At 69.3% G+C, this 17,170-nt stretch carries 16 protein-coding genes; 12 read left to right on the top strand and 4 right to left on the bottom strand.

The features are described 5' to 3' along the window. The 3 genes from AB0O44_RS02275 to AB0O44_RS02265 all read right to left on the bottom strand — a co-directional run bounded on the left by AB0O44_RS02275 (position 1) and on the right by AB0O44_RS02265 (position 4,137). Positions 1-636, bottom strand: a complete 636-nt coding sequence (locus tag AB0O44_RS02275) for a peptidoglycan-binding protein (RefSeq protein ID WP_364134664.1) — start codon at positions 634-636, stop codon at positions 1-3. A gap of 122 nt (positions 637-758) precedes the next feature. After that, a complete protein-coding gene (locus AB0O44_RS02270) occupies positions 759-2,999 on the bottom strand; it encodes a S9 family peptidase (RefSeq protein ID WP_364133675.1) in 2,241 nt (746 codons plus the stop codon). A 25-nt stretch (positions 3,000-3,024) separates the two neighbouring features. Next, positions 3,025-4,137 (bottom strand): LCP family protein, encoded by a 1,113-nt coding sequence (locus AB0O44_RS02265; RefSeq protein WP_364133672.1) that lies wholly within the window; start codon positions 4,135-4,137, stop codon positions 3,025-3,027. Between the two features lie 219 nt (positions 4,138-4,356). Here AB0O44_RS02265 and paaA point away from each other — a divergent pair, with 219 nt between their 5' ends. The 6 genes from paaA to AB0O44_RS02235 are packed head-to-tail and all read left to right on the top strand — an operon-like array spanning position 4,357 to position 9,305. Next, the gene (gene paaA, locus AB0O44_RS02260; RefSeq protein WP_364133669.1) at positions 4,357-5,412 is read left to right on the top strand and encodes a 1,2-phenylacetyl-CoA epoxidase subunit PaaA; all 1,056 of its coding nucleotides are present in this window, start codon (positions 4,357-4,359) and stop codon (positions 5,410-5,412) included. Then, positions 5,409-5,714, top strand: a complete 306-nt coding sequence (gene paaB / locus AB0O44_RS02255; protein ID WP_290256078.1) for a 1,2-phenylacetyl-CoA epoxidase subunit PaaB — start codon at positions 5,409-5,411, stop codon at positions 5,712-5,714. Before paaA ends, paaB begins: the two co-directional genes overlap by 4 nt. Positions 5,715-5,740: 26 nt before the next feature. Beyond that, on the top strand, positions 5,741-6,658 hold the full coding sequence (gene paaC / locus AB0O44_RS02250; RefSeq protein WP_364134661.1) for a 1,2-phenylacetyl-CoA epoxidase subunit PaaC: 918 nt from the start codon (positions 5,741-5,743) through the stop codon (positions 6,656-6,658). A 2-nt stretch (positions 6,659-6,660) separates the two neighbouring features. Next, a complete protein-coding gene (gene paaD / locus AB0O44_RS02245; RefSeq protein ID WP_290256076.1) occupies positions 6,661-7,233 on the top strand; it encodes a 1,2-phenylacetyl-CoA epoxidase subunit PaaD in 573 nt (190 codons plus the stop codon). Between the two features lie 15 nt (positions 7,234-7,248). Beyond that, positions 7,249-8,481, top strand: a complete 1,233-nt coding sequence (gene paaE, locus AB0O44_RS02240) for a 1,2-phenylacetyl-CoA epoxidase subunit PaaE (protein ID WP_290256075.1) — start codon at positions 7,249-7,251, stop codon at positions 8,479-8,481. A 44-nt stretch (positions 8,482-8,525) separates the two neighbouring features. Then, complete coding sequence (locus AB0O44_RS02235) at positions 8,526-9,305, top strand: enoyl-CoA hydratase/isomerase family protein (RefSeq protein WP_364133664.1); 780 nt, start codon at positions 8,526-8,528, stop codon at positions 9,303-9,305. A 34-nt stretch (positions 9,306-9,339) separates the two neighbouring features. On the opposite strand, the gene AB0O44_RS02230 is transcribed toward AB0O44_RS02235, so the two are convergent. Next, entirely contained in the window at positions 9,340-9,801 is a 462-nt protein-coding gene (locus AB0O44_RS02230; RefSeq protein WP_290256073.1) for an Lrp/AsnC family transcriptional regulator, read from the bottom strand. 159 nt (positions 9,802-9,960) lie between these two features. Between AB0O44_RS02230 and pdhA the strand changes: the two genes are divergently transcribed. From pdhA to AB0O44_RS02200, 6 genes are all read left to right on the top strand, one after another. Continuing rightward, positions 9,961-11,178: a pyruvate dehydrogenase (acetyl-transferring) E1 component subunit alpha gene (pdhA, locus tag AB0O44_RS02225; protein WP_364133662.1), complete on the top strand. Its 1,218-nt coding sequence runs from the start codon at positions 9,961-9,963 to the stop codon at positions 11,176-11,178. Beyond that, positions 11,175-12,287, top strand: coding sequence for an alpha-ketoacid dehydrogenase subunit beta (locus AB0O44_RS02220; RefSeq protein WP_290256071.1), 1,113 nt, complete (start codon positions 11,175-11,177; stop codon positions 12,285-12,287). The genes pdhA and AB0O44_RS02220 overlap by 4 nt, the downstream gene beginning before the upstream one ends. A gap of 2 nt (positions 12,288-12,289) precedes the next feature. Further along, positions 12,290-13,879 (top strand): dihydrolipoamide acetyltransferase family protein, encoded by a 1,590-nt coding sequence (locus tag AB0O44_RS02215; protein ID WP_364133659.1) that lies wholly within the window; start codon positions 12,290-12,292, stop codon positions 13,877-13,879. Between the two features lie 73 nt (positions 13,880-13,952). Beyond that, positions 13,953-14,768, top strand: a complete 816-nt coding sequence (locus AB0O44_RS02210) for an MBL fold metallo-hydrolase (RefSeq protein WP_290256069.1) — start codon at positions 13,953-13,955, stop codon at positions 14,766-14,768. A gap of 264 nt (positions 14,769-15,032) precedes the next feature. Further along, the gene (locus AB0O44_RS02205; RefSeq protein WP_364133656.1) at positions 15,033-16,397 is read left to right on the top strand and encodes a MinD/ParA family protein; all 1,365 of its coding nucleotides are present in this window, start codon (positions 15,033-15,035) and stop codon (positions 16,395-16,397) included. A 16-nt stretch (positions 16,398-16,413) separates the two neighbouring features. Further along, positions 16,414-17,148 carry a GAF and ANTAR domain-containing protein gene (locus tag AB0O44_RS02200; RefSeq protein WP_364133653.1) on the top strand — a complete coding sequence of 245 codons (735 nt, stop codon included), beginning with the start codon at positions 16,414-16,416 and terminating at the stop codon, positions 17,146-17,148. The last annotated feature ends 22 nt before the right edge of the window (positions 17,149-17,170 follow it).

The following is a 17,170-nucleotide window of genomic DNA, read 5'->3' as shown; positions in this document are numbered from 1 at the left end:
TTACTGCTTCAGGGTGGACTGCTGCTCGGCCCCGGCCGTGGCATTGCCGTTGATGTCCTGGTTGATGATGGCGTCCTGCTGGGCGACGGCGGTCGCGTTGCTGTCGATCGAGCCGATGTTGGCGGCGACAGCGGCGTCGATCGGGGCGGCGATGCCGGCGTTCGCGTCGAGGTTGACGTCGACGTTGAGCAAGTTGCCGTTCAGGGCGCCGGCCGCGGTCGGGTCGGCCGTCGTGGTGGTGGTCGGGTCCGTGGCGGCGGTGGTGCCGGCGGGGTCTGTCGTGCCCGTGGTGGCGGTTCCGTCGGTGGGGGTGGCGGTACCCTGGTCGATCCCGCTGTCCTGCACGGAGTGCGCGGTGGCGTCGCCGGTGATGCCCTGGGTAATCAGGGTGCCCTGATCGGCCAGAGCCTGGGACCCGGAGCCGAAGGAGAGGACGTTCGCGGAGGCGGCTGCGTCGATCGGGGCGGCGACGTTGGCGTTGGCCGCGACGCCGAGGTCGATCGGGGCCGCGGCACTAATGCCAAGGTTGAGGTCGGCATTGAGGTCCAGGACGGAGGCGACTTCCTTGTCAGGCAGCGCGGTGGCGCCCTCGGCCATCAGTTCCTCATCGGACAGTCCGTTGGCGGCAGATTCCATGCTCACGATTGGCTCCATTTTCCGGCGCCCGTTCTGCTGCCCCCAGCGGGCAGTGTCCCCAAGGCACCTAACGCCGCTCAATAGTAAGCATGATTAGCAAATAACGCACCACCCCGGCCGGGTTACTTCAGCCCGGCCCCCGGCAGCAGTTCCGTGGCGCCGAGGGAGTCCGCCACGAATGCGTAGTCCCAGGCCCGTTCCTTCCACTGCACGTACCGGCCGGACGCGCCGCCGTGGCCGCCGTCCATCTCGATCTTCATCACGATCGGCTCACTGCCGGTGTTCACCTCACGCAGCCGCTGCACCCACTTGGCCGGCTCAACGTAGAGCACCCGGGTGTCGTTGAACGAGGTCACGGCCGCGATCTTCGGGTACGCCGCGGCACGGACGTTCTCATACGGCGTGTACGACTTCATGTACGCGTACACCTCGGGGTCCGTGATCGGGTTGCCCCACTCCTCCCACTCCAGGGCCGAGAGCGGCAGCTCCGGGTCCAGGATGGTGGTCAGCGCGTCCACGAACGGGACGGCGGCGACGATGGCGGCGTACTTCTCCGGCGCCAGGTTCGCGACGGCGCCCATCAGTAGTCCGCCGGCCGATCCGCCCATCGCCGCGATCCGGGCCGGGTCCACCCAGCCGGAGCCGGCCAGCCAATCCGTGGCCGCGATGAAATCCGTGAACGTGTTCTTCTTGTGCAACTTCTTGCCGTCGTCGTACCAGTGCCGCCCCAGCTCGCCGCCGCCGCGGATGTGCGCAATCACGAACACGATCCCGCGGTCCAGGAGCGAGAGCCGGGCGATCCCGAAGCCGGGGTCCATGCTCATCTCGTAGGAGCCGTAGCCGTACACCAGGCCGGCCGCGCTGGAATCCCTCGCCACGGAGGCGTGCCGCAACACCGAGAGCGGGATCCGGGTGCCGTCGGAGGCCTCCGCCCATTCCCGGGTGGCGACGTAGTCGGCGGCGGAGTAGCCGCCCAGCACCGGGCTTTCCTTGCGCAGCAGCAGCTCGCCGGCGGGGCGTTCGGGCGTCGGCAGGACGAAATCGTAGACGCGGGAGGGGGTGAAGTAGGACGTGTAGCCCATCCGGATCACCGGCGCCTCGTAGTCCGAGCCAGAGACTCCGGCGGTGTAGAGCTCCTCGTCGAAGGCCGGTTCCACGGCCGGCGCCTGCTCCGGCGTACCGAGCCCGGCCAGCGGCACCACCTGAACGCGTTCGATCGTGTCCTTACGGATCGAGAGCACCAGGTGGGTGGCGGTGACGCCGGCGCCGTTGACGCGGACATCGTCGGAGTGGGCGACGACGGTCTGCCAGTGCTGCTCCGCGACCGGCTTGGCGAGCTCGGCCGCGTCCACCAGGGACACCATGGAGTTGATGGCGTCCTTGTTGTGGGTCAGCAGGATGGTCTCGCGCGGGGCGCCGGAGGCGTCGGCGAGCAGGAACGGCTCGGCCTCGTAGAGGATGCGCTCGTCGCGGGAGATGACGGTGGTGAGACCGGCGCCGGGGTCATCGAAGCGCAGCAGACGGGTCTCGCTGAACTCGGAGCAGCCGATGCCCAGGACCAGGTGGCGGCGGTCCGCGGAGAGCTCGAAACCGAGCCACATGGCGACGTCGTCCTCTTGGTAGATCACCTCGTCCTCCGCCACGGGGGTGCCGAGGACGTGGGCCTTGACCTGGTAGGGCCGCCAGGAGGCATCCACCACGGTGTAAAAGATCCGGGTGCCGTCGGAGGAGAAGGAGAGCCCGTAGAAGACATTCTCGATCACGTCCGGCAGCAGTTCGCCGGTCCGCAGGTCCTTGATCCGCAGCGTGAAGCGTTCGTCGCCGGCGTTGTCCACGGCGTAGGCGTAGAGATTCCCGTCGATGGTCACGGCGGCGCCGCCGATGGAGAAGAACGGCTTGCCCTCGGCCTCGATGTTGCCGTCGAGCAGGACCTCCTCGCCGGGGATGTCGACGCCGACCTCGACGGCGGGCGGCGTCCAGTCCGCTACCGGGTCGCCGCTGTCCTGGGCGCGGACGCGGCACTGGATGCCGTATTCCTTGCCCTCGACCGAGCGGGTGTAGTACCACCAGCCGTCCTTGCGGTTGGGTACCGAGAGGTCCGTCTCCTGGGTCCGGCCCTTGATCTCCTCGAAGATGGCTTGGCGCAGCGGCTCCTGGTGCGCGGTGACGGCCTCCTGGTAGGCGTTTTCGGCCTTCAGCAGCTCCACGACCTCGGCGGATTCCTTGTCCCGCAGCCACTCGTAGTTGTCCTCGAACACATCCCCGTGGTGGGTGCGGAGCGTTGGAAGCTTCCGGGCGACGGGCGGCTGCGGAGCGGCCTGGGCGGGGGCGGACGGGCTGCCGGCGGCGGGAGTCTCAGTCATGGACCCAATCTACCCGTGACCGGTGTCAGTTCCCGTTCTGCAAACCGTGCGCGGCGATGTAGTCAGGCAGGGTCCCGGCCGCCAGGGCGGCAGCCACCTCGGCGGTGGCCGCCGGGTCCTGCAGCACGATCGACTGCCCGTCCGTGCTGGTGCCTATTCCCGCCGTCGGCAGCGTGAAGAAGGCGGCGTTCCCGGGCGAGGTGCCACGCATGCTGTAGGAGAGCCGTTCCAGGGTGTCCAGAGTGAGTCCCGGGGTGACCGAGACGTGCGGCAGGACGCCTGTGACGAAGGCGCGCGCCGTGGCCCGGTCCGCCAGGGCGCCGCTGCCCACCGCCTTGGCGAGGACCGCCTTGAGGAAGGTCTGCTGGTCCCGGACCCGCTGGTAGTCGCCGTCGGCGAAGGCTTTGCGCTCGCGGACGAAGTCCAGGGCCTGCGGGCCGGTGAGGTGGTTGATCCCGGGTGTGAACGTGTGGCCGGATTCCAGGGTGGAGGTGAACGGCAGCGTCACGTCCACGTCGATGCCGCCGACGGCGTCCGCCAGGGCGGCGAACCCTTCGAAGTCGGCCATCACGGTGTGGTCGATGTGGGTCTGCAGCAGGGCCTCGACCGTCCTGGTCTGCAGGCCGATGCCGCCGAGTTCCAGGGCCGCGTTGACCTTGGCCTGGCCGTGGTCCGGGATGTCCACCCAGAGGTCGCGCATGATGGAGATGCCGTAGACGTGCTGCCGGTCCGCGGGCAGGTGGACGAAGATCAGGGCGTCGCCGCGCTGGTCCGACGGCGCGCCCGCGACCGCGTCCGCACGGGCGTTGACCCGGCTGTCGCTGCCGATGATCAGGAGGTTGAGGTCGGTCGCCGGCGGCTCCGGCGTGGGAGTGGGGGAGGGGGTAGGGCTGGGGGAGGCCGACGGCGACGGCGTGGGGGTCGGCTGCGCGGCGGGCCGGACAGGCTCGGGTTGGGGGCGCCCCAACCAGATGGCGGCCACCGCCACTATCACCACCAGGAGGGCCGCGGCGGCGATCAGCAGGTCGCGGCGCCGTCGAAGGCCCGCATCCGTTCCGGCGCCGGCCGCAGCTGCGCCGCCGGCCCCACCTGTACTGCCGGGCCGATTTCCCTGTCCGCCTTGAACATCGTCGTTCACGTCGCCCCCTTCCACCGCGGCCCGTTGCCGGCGCCCCGGAGTGGTCCTCACGGCCCGGGCGCACTGCCGGTCCGCGTGGAGCAGACGCTACCACCGGGTCCCGGCCCGGCCCGGAAACACGCCTGCGCCGCGTCGCCCGGTGCTTGACGCGCTCCGAACCTTCCGCATATCCTGAACGAACGGTCGGTAATTATTTATCGGAAACGCATAGGAGCAACCATGGCATCGCAGACCCTGCAGTCAGTGCCCGCCGAGCCCTCGCCGGCACGGCACGATTCACGGCTCGAGAGCCGGCACGAAATGAGCCCCGAGGACGCGGCCCGCCGTGATGCCGAAGGCCAGGCCTACTTCGACAAGGTGATGGCGGACGATTCCCGGATCGAGCCCCGCGACTGGATGCCGGCGGCGTACCGCAAGACCCTGGTGCGGCAGATCTCCCAGCACGCGCACTCCGAAATCATCGGCATGCAGCCGGAGGCGAACTGGATCACCCGCGCCCCCAGCCTGAAGCGCAAGTCCATCCTGATGGCCAAGGTCCAGGATGAGGCCGGCCACGGGCTCTACCTGTACTCCGCCGCCGAGACCCTCGGCCAGCCGCGGGACCAGATGATGCAGGACCTGATGGACGGCAAGGCCAAGTACTCCTCCATCTTCAACTACCCCGCCCGCACCTGGGCGGACATGGGCGCGATCGGCTGGATGGTCGACGGCGCCGCAATCGCCAACCAGGTCCCGCTCTGCCGCGCCTCCTACGGACCCTACGGCCGCGCCATGGTCCGGGTCTGCAAGGAGGAGTCCTTCCACCAGCGCCAGGGATTCGAGATCCTGCTGGAACTCTCCCACGGCACCCCCGCGCAGAAGCAGATGGCCCAGGACGCCGTGAACCGCTGGTACGCCCCGGCCCTGATGATGTTCGGCCCGCCGGACGACGATTCGCCCAACTCCAAGCAGTCCATGGCCTGGAACATCAAGCGCTTCAGCAACGACGAACTCCGCAACCGCTTCGTCGGCATGATGATGGAGCAGGTCAAGGTCCTGGGCCTGACCCTGCCGGACAAGGACATCCGTTTCAACGAGGAAACGAAGAAATGGGAACACGGCCCGCTGGACTGGGATGAATTCCACGAGGTCATCGCCGGCCGCGGCCAGTGCAACGCCCAGCGCCTGGAACGGCGCCGCGAAGCCCACCAGAACGGCGCCTGGGTGCGCGAGGCCGCAGCGGCCTACGCCGAGAAGCAGGCAAAGAAGAACGCAGAGAAGGAAGCCGCAGCATGACAACGCCCGAACCCCACGCAGGCAACGTCTGGCCGATCTGGGAAGTCTTCGTCCGCTCCAGCCGCGGACTGTCCCACGTCCACGCGGGATCCCTGCACGCCCCGGACGCGGCGATGGCGCTGCGCAACGCCCGCGACCTCTACACCCGCCGCAACGAGGGCGTCTCCATCTGGGTGGTCCCGGCCGAGGCCATCGCCTCCTCCGATCCGGACGCCAAGGGCTCCTTCTTCGAGTCCCCCCAGGGCAAGGACTACCGGCACGCCACCTACTACACCAAGAGCGAGGGCGTGAAGCACCTGTGAGCACCCCCGAAGCAGCCACCAACGCCCTGGCATCGCCCGCCCCTGCGGAAGAATCAGTCGGCCACGGAGAAATCTCCGTCGGCGTCGCGGGTGCGGGCGCGGGCGGCGACGGCATGGCTAGCGCGACCCGCATCACCCCCGGCAACGCGCTCCGCCCCGAGGACATCGCCCTCGCCGTCAGCCGCGGCACCGCCACACCGGACGCGGATGCCGCCGAGCTGGCCCTGCGCCTGGGCGACGACGCCCTGATCCTCGCCCAGCGCCTGAGCCACTGGATCTCCCGCGCTCCCGAGCTGGAAGAGGACATCGCCCTGGGCAACATCGCCCTGGACCAGTTGGGCCACGCCCGTTCCTTCCTGACCTATGCCGGCGGCCTGGACGGCCGCAGCGAGGACGACCTGGCCTACTTCCGCCGCGAGCACGAGTTCCGCTCCGTGCAGCTCTTCGAACAGCCCAACGGCGACTTCGCCGTCACCATCGCCCGGCAGTTCGCCGTCAGCTACTACCAGTTCGAGCTCTACCGCCGGCTCGCCCAGTCCAGCGACGCCATGATCGCCGGCATCGCCGCGAAGGCGGTCAAGGAAGTCGACTACCACCGGGACCACAGCGCCCAGTGGGTGCTGCGCCTGGCCCTCGGCACGGAGGAATCCCGGGCCCGGATGATCCATGGCCTGGCCGTGGTCTGGCCCTACGTTGACGAACTGTTCCGCGACGACGAACTCACCGGCCGGCTCAGCGACGCCGGCGTCGCCGTCCAGCCCTCCAGCCTGCGCGCCGACTTCGACCGGCTGACCGGAGAGGTACTGGCCGAGGCCGAGCTCGAGGTCCCGAAGGTCCAGCCCGCCCCCGGTGGCGGCCGCCGCGGCCTGCACTCCGAACATCTGGGCTACCTGCTCGCCGAGATGCAGGTCCTGGCCCGCGAGCATCCCGGAGCGAGCTGGTAACCATGGCCGAGATGTACCTCAGCCACCCGACGGCGGACGCTGCCCCCAGCCCGAAGTCCGCGGAGCAGAAGGCCTGGGACCTTGCCGCGACCGTCTGCGATCCCGAAATCCCCGTCCTGACCATCGCCGATCTCGGCATCCTCCGGGATGTCGAAGTGGCGAAGGAACCGGACGCGGGCGACGGCGGCATGGTCCCGGCGGTACGGGTCACCATCACGCCCACCTACTCGGGTTGCCCGGCCATGGACACCATCCGTGACGACCTCACCGCGGCCTTCCACGCCGCCGGCTACCCGCGCGTCGACGTGGACCTGGTGCTGTCCCCGGCCTGGACCACCGACTGGATGAGCGAGGAGGGCAAGGCCAAGCTGGAGCAGTATGGCATCGCCCCGCCCTCCGGCCATTCCCGCGCCGGCGGCCACTCCGGCCCGGTCCGGCTGAGCCTGGCCGTGAAATGCCCGCAGTGTTCCTCGCTGCACACCAAGGAACTCACCCGCTTCGGTTCCACCTCCTGCAAGGCGCTCTACGTCTGCCTGGACTGTAAGGAACCGTTCGATTACTTCAAAGTCTTGTAAGGAACAGGTGCAACCATGACCGTTGTCCGCCAGACCGCCGCCGAGACGGCGGCAGCCACCGGCCGCCGTCGTGCGTCCTTCCACCCGCTGACCGTGGACCAGGTCCGCAGGCTCACCGACGACGCGATCGAGGTCACCTTCGCCGTCCCGGCCGAACTCGCCGGCCAGTTCGACTACCTGCCCGGACAGTACGTTGCCCTGCGCACCACACTTCCGGACGCCGCCGGGGAACCGCTCGAGATCCGCCGCAGCTACTCGATCTGCGCGGAGCCGCGCAGCTTCGCGGACGGCAGCAGCGAGATCCGCGTGGCCATCAAGAAGGACTTGGGCGGCCTGTTCTCCACCTGGGCCAATGCCGAGCTCAAGGCCGGGGACGTGCTGGACGTGATGAGCCCGATGGGCGCGTTCGTCTCAAAGCACGGCCGGGACGGCCAAGAACAAAACCTCATGACGTCCATGAACCGTCCGCAGGAGCTGGAAACCGAGCTCGCCGGCGAGGCCGGGAACTTCGTGGCGATCGCCGCCGGCTCCGGCATCACCCCCGTGATCGCTATCGCCCGGACCCTGCTGGCCGCGCACCCGGACACCCGGTTCGACCTGATCTACGCCAACAAGGCGGCCATGGACGTGATGTTCCTGGAGGAACTCGCGGACCTCAAGGACAAGTACCCGTCCCGGCTGGCCCTGCACCACGTGCTCTCCCGCGAGCAGCGGATCGCCCCGCTGCTCAGTGGCCGGATTGATGCCGAGAAGCTCGAGGCGCTGCTGGGCACCGCCATCCACGCCGACGACGTGGACGAATGGTTCCTCTGCGGCCCGTTCGAACTGGTACAGCTGTGCCGCGACACCCTCGCCGCCCGCGGGGTCAAGCCCGAGCACATCCGCTTCGAGCTGTTCACCTCCGGCAAGCCGGACCGTCCTGAGGGCAACATTGGCCGGCCGGTGGTGGCCGACGAATCCCAGGAAACCTACAAGATCACCTTCACCCTCGACGGGCTGCAGGGCGAGGTGGCCAGCCCCACCCACGCCCGGGAGTCCATCCTCAACGCCGCGCTCCGGGTCCGACCGGATGTCCCCTTCGCCTGCGCCGGCGGCGTCTGCGGCACCTGCCGGGCCAAAGTGGTCACGGGGTCCGTCACGATGGACGAGAACTACGCGCTGGAACAGGACGAACTGGATAAGGGGTACGTGCTGACCTGCCAGTCGCACCCCACCACCCCCAGTGTCACCGTCGACTTCGACGTCTAAACCCGCCACATTTCCCCGTCTGCCCTTCCATGCCTAGGAGCCGCATGATTTCCCTGACCATCGCCGACGGCGTCGCCGAGATCGTCCTGGACGCCCCGCAGAAGCTGAACTCACTCGACGAGCAGGCACTGCGGGACCTGGACCGGGCCTACGACGACGCCGCGGCCGCCGCCGCGCGCGGCGAGGTGCGGGCGCTGCTGCTTCGCGGCGAGGGCCGGGCATTCTGCGCGGGCCGGGACATCGCCGGCGTTACTCCCGCGAACGACGACGCCGAGGCCTATCTCGGCGGCCTGGTGCAGCCGCTGATGGAGAAGATGAGCGCCTTCCCGGCGCCCACCTTCGCCGCAGCGCAGGGCGCCTGCCTGGGGGTGGGACTGGGACTGCTGCTCGCCTCGGACGTGGTGTACGTGGCGGAGAATGCGAAGTTCGGCTCGCCGTTTGCCAAGCTTGGCGCCACGCTGGACTCCGGCGGGCACTGGTACTTCACCGAACGGCTGGGGATGCACCGCACCCTGGACCTGATCTACACCGCCGAGCTGATCTCCGGGACCGAGGCGGTGGCGCAGGGGCTCTTCAGCCGGGCGCTCCCGGCGGAGGAGCTGCTGGAAACCACCCGCGGCATCGTTGCCAAGGTCGCCGCCGGGCCCACCGGCGCCTTCACCGCCAGCAAGGAGCTGGTGGCCCACATCCGCGATCAGCGGCTGGGTCTCTGGCAGTCCATGGCGGAGGAGAATTCCGAGCAGGCCCGGCTCTGCAAGAGCGAGGACTACGCCGAGGGCTTCCTGGCCTTCCAGGAGAAACGAAGCCCGGTTTTCAAGGGCTGACCCGGGCCGCCGGCGATTCCCACCACTTCCTGCGTCAGCGTGTGTCCAGGTCCTCGAAGACCAGGAACGTCTGGGTGTCCAGCACCCCCGGCATGGACTGCAGCTGGTCGAAGATCACCCGGCGCAAATCCACGTTGTCCACGGCCCGCACCAGCAGGATGACGTCGAAGTCCCCGCCAACCAACGCGATGTGGTGAACCTCCGGGATGGCCCGCAGCAGCTCGCGGAGCTCCCGCCAGGAGTGCTGCCGCACCTTGAGCGTCACGTAGGCGGAGGACTTCAGTCCGGCCTTGATGGGGTCCACCAGGGCCGTGAACTTGGTCAGCACGCCCTCTCCGGTCAGGCGGGAGATGCGCGAATAGGCGTGGGCCCGGGAAATGTGCACGTTTTCGGCCACTTGGGTCACGGACATGCGCCCGTCCCGGGTCAACTCGGCGATGATGCTCCGGTCCACCTCGTCCAGCGGCACCGCCTGCTCCGATTCGGTTCCTGCCATTTGTCTTCAACTCCCGCCGGTAACCCAGCTCACACTTACGATTTGTCTTCAAGAGTAAGCCGTTTGGGATTAAGTCTCCACGATTACGCCCGGGTGTGGATACGAAAGCGCCCTTGGAAGCATACTTGGTGCGAATAGTGGCTACAGAAGGACGGACCAATGACGATCTCCGCGGACTCCGCTACACAGGAATCCGAGACCCGGCAGGGCAGCGCCGCCAGCGAGGCGGTACGCAAGTTCGGGATCACGGTCGAGGATTACATGCTGCCCGCCCGGCACCCGATCCAGATGGTGAGCCCGGACGGGACGCCGAACGCGCACACCGAACAGGGCGCGCAGCCCGGCCACGAATACGGACTCCCCGGCGATGCGGAGTTGCTCGCTGCCTACGAAGAGCTCGTCGTCGGACGCCGGGTCAACGACCAGAACTCCGCCCTGGTCCGGCAGGGCCGGATGGCCGTCTACCCCTCCAGCCACGGCCAGGAAGCCTGCCAGGTGGCAGCCGCCCTCTGCCTCGCCGAGGGCGACTGGATCTTCCCCACCTACCGCGACTCCGTGGCCGTGATGGCCCGCGGCGTGGACCCCGTCCAGACCATGACGCTGTTCCGCGGCGACTGGCACGGCGGCTACGATCCGGCCAGGCACAAGGTCGGGATCCAGTGCACGCCGCTGACCACCCAGTTGCTGCACGCCGTCGGCGTCGCCCACGCGGCCAAGCTGCGCGGCGAGGACACCGTGGTCCTCGCCATGTGCGGCGACGGCGCCACCAGCGAGGGGGACTTCCACGAGGCCCTGAACTTCGCCGCCGTCTTCCACCTTCCGGTGATCTTCTTCGTCCAGAACAACCAGTACGCCATCTCCGTGCCGCTGGCGCACCAGTCGGTGGCGCCGTCGCTCGCGCACAAGGCCGTGGGCTACGGCATGGCCGGCGAGCGCGTGGACGGCAACGACCTGGTGGCGCTGCTCGCCGTGCTGGGCCGGGCCGTGAAGCTGGCCCGCGAAGGCTCCGGCCCGCTGCTGGTGGAGGCCCACACCTACCGCATGCAGGCCCACACCAACGCCGACGACGCCACCCGGTACCGCCAGGACAGTGAGGTGGCCGAATGGCTGGCCAAGGACCCGCTCACCCGGATGCGGACCTACCTGACGGAGCGCGAACTGCTTGACGACGCCGGGGCCGCCCGGATCGTCGACCGCGCCGAGGCGGTCGCCGCCCAGCTCCGCGAGGGCCTGGGGGAGGACGTCCCGGTGAACCCGCAGGACCTCTTCTCCTACGTCTTCTCCACCCCCACCCCGCAACTGAAGGAACAGTCCGCGCAGCTCGCCGACGAGCTGGCCCGCGACGCCGCAGCAACCTCCGAGGAGTCCGCACGATGAGCCCCACCGTCACCACCTCCTCCGAGGCCAACGGCAACGTCAGCGCCGCCACCGCCCGCGCCGCCGCGAAGGCCGCGGTTGAAGCGGAGCAGACCGGGCCCCAGCCCCTCACGCTGGCCAAGGCCCTGAACACCGCCATGGCCGACGCCATGCGCGCCGACGACTCCGTTCTGGTCTTCGGCGAGGACGTCGGCATGCTCGGCGGCGTCTTCCGCATCACCGACGGGCTGACGGCCACCTTCGGGCAGAACCGCTGCTTCGACACCCCGCTGGCCGAATCCGGGATCGTGGGCATGGCCGTTGGCATGGCGATGAACGGCATGCGTCCCGTCATCGAGATGCAGTTCGACGCCTTCGCCTACCCGGCCTTTGAGCAGATCGTCAGCCACGTCGCCAAGATGCACAACCGCACCAAGGGTGCCCTGAAGCTGCCCATCGTGATCCGGGTGCCCTACGCCGGCGGCATCGGCGGCGTCGAGCACCACTGCGACTCCTCCGAGGCCTATTACGCCCACACCGCGGGCCTCAAGGTCTACACCCCCGCCACGGTGGCCGACGGCTACCGGATGCTCCGCGAGGCCATCGACTCCGACGACCCGGTCATGTTCATGGAGCCCAAGAAGCTCTACTGGTCCAAGGACCAGGTGGATCTGGGTGCGCTCCGGGCCGAACACGACGCCAACGCCGCACGCGGCACCTCCTCCGAGGGCCGCGCCGCCGTCGCCCGCCCCGGCACCGACGCCACCCTGATCGCCTACGGCCCCTCGGTCCCCACCGCGCTCGCCGCAGCCGCGGCCGCCGCCGAAGAGGGCCGCTCCCTCGAGGTGATCGATGTCCGGTCGATCGTCCCGTTCGACGACGAGACCGTCGCCGCCTCCGTCCGCAAGACCGGCCGCGCCGTCGTCATCGCCGAGGCCCACGGCTTTGCCTCCGTCGCCTCCGAGATCGTGGCCCGGGTCCAGGAACGCTGCTTCCACCACCTCGCCGCCCCGATCCGGCGCGTCACCGGTTTCGACGTTCCCTACCCGGCGCCCAAACTCGAGCACTACTACCTGCCCGGTGTGGACCGCATCCTCGACGCCGTCGACGACCTCCAGTGGGAAGACTGACCATGAGCGAACCGAAAGTATTTCTCCTGCCCGACCTCGGCGAAGGCCTCACCGAAGCCGAACTGGTCAACTGGCTCGTCGCCGTCGGTGACGAAATCCGCGTCGACCAGCCCATCGCCGAGGTGGAGACCGCCAAGTCCATGGTCGAGGTCCCCTCGCCGTACGCCGGCACCGTCGCCGTGCTGCACGGCGAGCCCGGCCAGACGCTCGACGTCGGGAAGCCGCTGATTTCCGTGACTCCCGTGGGTGCTGCTTCCGTTTCGGCCCGTGGGGCCGCCACGGATGATGCCGCCCCCGCCCCTTCGCCGGGGGGCATTGCTGCAAGCAGCATGCCGCCCGGCTCCGACAGGCCCAATGCCACTCCCGGGGCGGCATCATCCGCGCCGGCTGGGTCGGGCGGGGACGTCGCCTTGACGTCCTCAAGCGACTCACCTTCCGCCGCTGCCGCCGAGGCCTACCGCGAGGAGGAGAAGGCCGGGTCCGGGAACGTGCTCATTGGGTACGGGACGCCGGGCGGGCATGGGGTGGCCCGGCGGACGCGGGCTCCGAAGCGGGCCTCCGGGGCCGATGCCGGGGCCGTTCAGGTTTCGGAGGCCGAGAAGGCCGCCGATGAGCTGATCCTCATGCGGACCCGGGTGCCCGGGAAGCTGGGGGCAGTGATTTCCCCGCTGGTGCGGCGGATGGCCCGGGACCATGGGGTTGATTTGGGGGGACTCCAAGGTTCCGGGACCAGCGGGATGATCATGCGGCGCGACGTCGAGGCGGCCATCAAGCCTGCGCCGGCCGAAGAGCAGCCCGTGACCGCACCGCAGACCGCACCGGTCTCAACACCGGAAACTACCTCCGCCGGCGGGACCGACTCCCGGACCGGGCTCGGCATCACCGGCCGGACGCCGGTGCGCGGCGTGCGCAAGGCCGTCGCCGCGAACATGAGCCGCAGCCGTTCGGAAATCCCGGAGGCCACCGTCTGGGTGGACGTGGACGCGACCGCGCTGGTCGAGCTGCGCGCCGGCCTCAAGAAGGCCGACCCGCACCACACCCCTGGCCTCCTCGCCTTCATCGCCCGGTTCGTCACCGCCGGGCTCAGGAAATACCCGGAGCTGAACACCCGGATCGTCACCACCGGCGACGCCGACGGCGGAACCGGCCAGGAGATCGTGGCGTTCGACGGCGTCAACCTCGGGTTCGCCGCGCAGACGGACCGCGGCCTGATGGTCCCGTCCATCCGGAACGCCGACAAGCTCAGCGCCCGCGGGCTGGACGCCGAGATCCGCCGGCTCACCGCCGTCGTCCGCGAGGGCAAGGCCACCCCCGCGGAACTGGGCAGCGGCACCTTCACGCTGAACAACTACGGCGTCTTCGGCGTCGACGGCTCCGCGGCGATCATCAACCACCCCGAGGTGGCGATCCTTGGCGTGGGCCGGATTATCGACAAGCCCTGGGTGGTCAACGGGGAGCTCGCCGTCCGTAAGGTCACCGAGCTCACGCTGACCTTCGACCACCGGGTCTGCGACGGCGGCACCGCGGGCGGCTTCCTGCGCTACGTCGCGGACGCGATCGAAAACCCGGGAGCCGTGCTGGCGGATCTCTAAGCGCCGGTGGGTAGAATCGAGCCCTGAACATCGCACCAACCACGCCGGCCAAGCGTCGGACTACGGAGATTTCATGTCACGATGGCTCGAAGTCGGCCAGGACAACTACGTTCTGACCACCGAAGGATCGCTGCTCAACACGGGTCTGATTGTGGGCACCGAACGTGCCATGGTGATCGATACCGGCGGCGGGCCCCGGCAGGGCCGTGAAATCCTGGACGCCGTCCGTGAAAAGACGGACCTGCCGCTGGTGGTGGTCAACACGCACGCCCACTACGACCACTTCTTCGGCAACGCCGTGTTCGCGGACGACGGCGTGACCGAGTTCTGGGCGCACGAGAACTGCGCGGCCGAGATCGAGGAGAACGGGGACGCCCAGCGCCGGCTCGTCGCGGCCGCCGAACCGGAGATGGCGGCCGCCGAGGGCGGCGCCGTGGAACTGGTGGTGCCGAACGCGATCGTGAAGGACCAGCCCGTTCTGGTGGATCTGGGCGGCCAAAGCGCCACCCTGTTCTTCCTGGGCCGCGGCCACACCGACGGCGACCTGCTGGTGGGCACGTCCACCACCCTCTTCGCGGGCGACCTGGTGGAACAGGGCGCCCACCCGTCCTTCGAGGACTCCTACCCCGAGGAATGGGCGGACGCTCTGCGGCACATCTCGGCCCTGCGGCACCGCTACGAGTTCCTGATCCCGGGCCACGGGGAACCCTGCAGCGACCAGTTCGTGAAGACCATGGCGAACACCATGAGCACCGCGGTGCGGCAGGCTACCCAGGCCACCCGGGAGACTCCCAACGACGCCACCAAGGCCATCCCGATCCTGCCCTACGGCCCCGAACAGTCGCGCTGGTTCATCCGCCGGCTGCAGGAAACCCGCGCCCACCACTAGCCTCCGCGGCGCCGGTTTGGGCCGTCCTGCAGTGACAGAAGATAAGGGTGCGCACTACTGCACCTAGACTGGGTCCTTGAAAGAAGTTCCAACACGCGCCGCAACGGTCACCGCTGCGGGTCCTGGGGGAGAAACCAACTTATGCCCGAACCGGTGGAAGACAACTCAGCTGCCACTGCTGAAAACTCAGGACAGCCTGAACTCCGGCGCCGCCGCGACCTTCGTCGCGGCGATAACGACGACTTCGCTGCCCGGACAGGAACCATGCCGGTCATCAACCCCCGCGCCTCCGACGACGCGACCGCGCCGGCCCGCCCGGCGCCGGTCCGGAGCAGCTCCTGGGCCCAGGCCGCCGAAGCCGCCGACGAGCGCTTCGGCAACCCCGCCACCGGCACCAACCCCGTGATCCGGCAGGTCCCGGCCGCCCAGCGGCCCGCCCCCGAACAGCCCGCCCAGCAGCCGGACGCCGGCCAGCCGTCCTTCCGGCGGCTCGCACCCGAACAGCCCGCCCAGCAGCCTGCCACGCCCCGCCAGCCCGTCGCGCCGCCGTCGTCGGCAGCCCCGGCCGCGGAACCGGCAGACCTGGACGAGGCGGACGAACTCCACCCCGCCGAACCCGCCAGGGAATCCGGCACCGTCCCGCCGCCGCCCGCACGGGCCACCAGGGCCGGGCTGCGCGCCGCGGCCCTGAGCGAACCCGCCCCGGACTTCATCAGTTCCCCGGGCCTGTTCGTCCGCGAACAGAAGCCCCGGCCCGTCGGCGGCCTGCGGGGTGCGCTCTATAAGCTCACCGGCGGCAGCCTGAACCTCGGCCCCAGCGCCAAGCAGCGCGAGGAGGACGAGCTTGCCCGCCGCATCTCCCGCCAGCTGCAGGGCAGCTACAACACCGCCGTGCTGAGCCTCAAGGGCGGCATCGGTAAGACCTCCACCACCGTGGGCGTCGGGCTGACCCTGGCCGAATACCGGGGCGATCCGCCCTGCGCCATCGACGCCAACCCGGACTCCGGCGACCTGGTGGAACGGGCGCTGGGCGAGGGCATCTACCAGCAGCAGACCCCGCGGACCATCAGCGACCTGCTCCGCAACGTCGACTCGATCGATTCGCTGACCGCCCTGGCCCGCTACATGCACCACGCCGGCCGGCTGCACCTGATCGCCGGCGAGCAGGACCCGGAAGTTTCCGATTCGCTCACCGCCGAGGAATACCTGCGCATCCGCAAGCTGATCTCCGGCTACTACTCCGTGGCCCTCACGGACTGCGGCACCGGTGTCACCCACAACGCCATGAGCGGGATCCTGCAGTCCGCGGACAACCTCATCATCGCCGCCGGCTACGCGGTCAGCGGCGCCAAGCGGGCCCGCAGTACCCTCCACTGGCTGGCCGACCACGGCTACGAGGACCTGGCGCGCAACGCCGTCGTGGTCATCACGGACAAGGACGAGGTGTCCTCCCGCGTGGACAAGGACGCCATCGAGGACCACCTCTCCGGCATCTGCCGGCAGCTGATCGCGGTGCCGCACGACCGCGGCGTGGCCGACGGCGACCTGGTTACCCTGGACGCGCTGCGCCCCGAGACCCGCCGTGCCTACCGGGAGATTGCGGCCGCAATCGTGGACGGGTACGTTTAGCCGCTACATTTAGGCCATGAGCAACTACGTCGGGGACGACGCCACCGCCCACCTGCAGGAGCTTGTTGCAGGAACCGAAACCGTAGAGGACTTCCTGGACGGCCTTTCGGAATTCGCCGCGTCGACGCTGACCCACTTCGCCGGCACCGACATCGAATGCGGCGTCACGCTGCAGCGGCGCCGGAAAACCATGACCGTGGCCGGCTCCAGCAGCACCGCCGTCGCCCTCGACCAGATCGAGCAAAGCCTGGGCGACGGACCCTGCATCGAGGCGCTGCGGACCAAGAAGGTCATCCTGCTGGCAGACGTCGTGACGGACCCGCGCTGGCCGGAGTACCAGAAGCAGTTGGCAGCCCACGGCTGCCGCAGCAGCCTGGGCGTCCCGCTCGAAATCGGCGATGACTCCACCGCCGCCCTGAACTTCTTCGCCCCCGCCACCGGCGTCTTCACCACCGAGGTGGTCTCCGAGGCCGCCGGGCTGGCCGACATCGCCGGCCGGGCGCTGCGGCTGGCCGTCCGGATCGGCACCGCCCAGGGCCGGGCCGAGGACCTGCAGGCCGCCATGGAACACCGCACCACCATCGACCTGGCCTGCGGCGTGGTGATGGCGCAGAACCGCTGCTCCCAGGACGAGGCGATGCGGATCCTCACCAGCGTCTCCAGCAACCGCAACCAGAAACTGCGGGTGGTCGCCGCGGACATTCTCGGCAGCGTCACCTCCCACGAGGTCCACACCCACTTCGACGGGTAAAGCGCCCGAGGGCCCGGACACC

Source organism: Arthrobacter sp. NPDC080082, assembly GCF_040686595.1.
Lineage (GTDB): Bacteria > Actinomycetota > Actinomycetes > Actinomycetales > Micrococcaceae > Arthrobacter.
The sequence above is the reverse complement of the archived record's forward strand: the minus strand, read 5'-3'. Positions and strand labels throughout refer to the sequence as shown.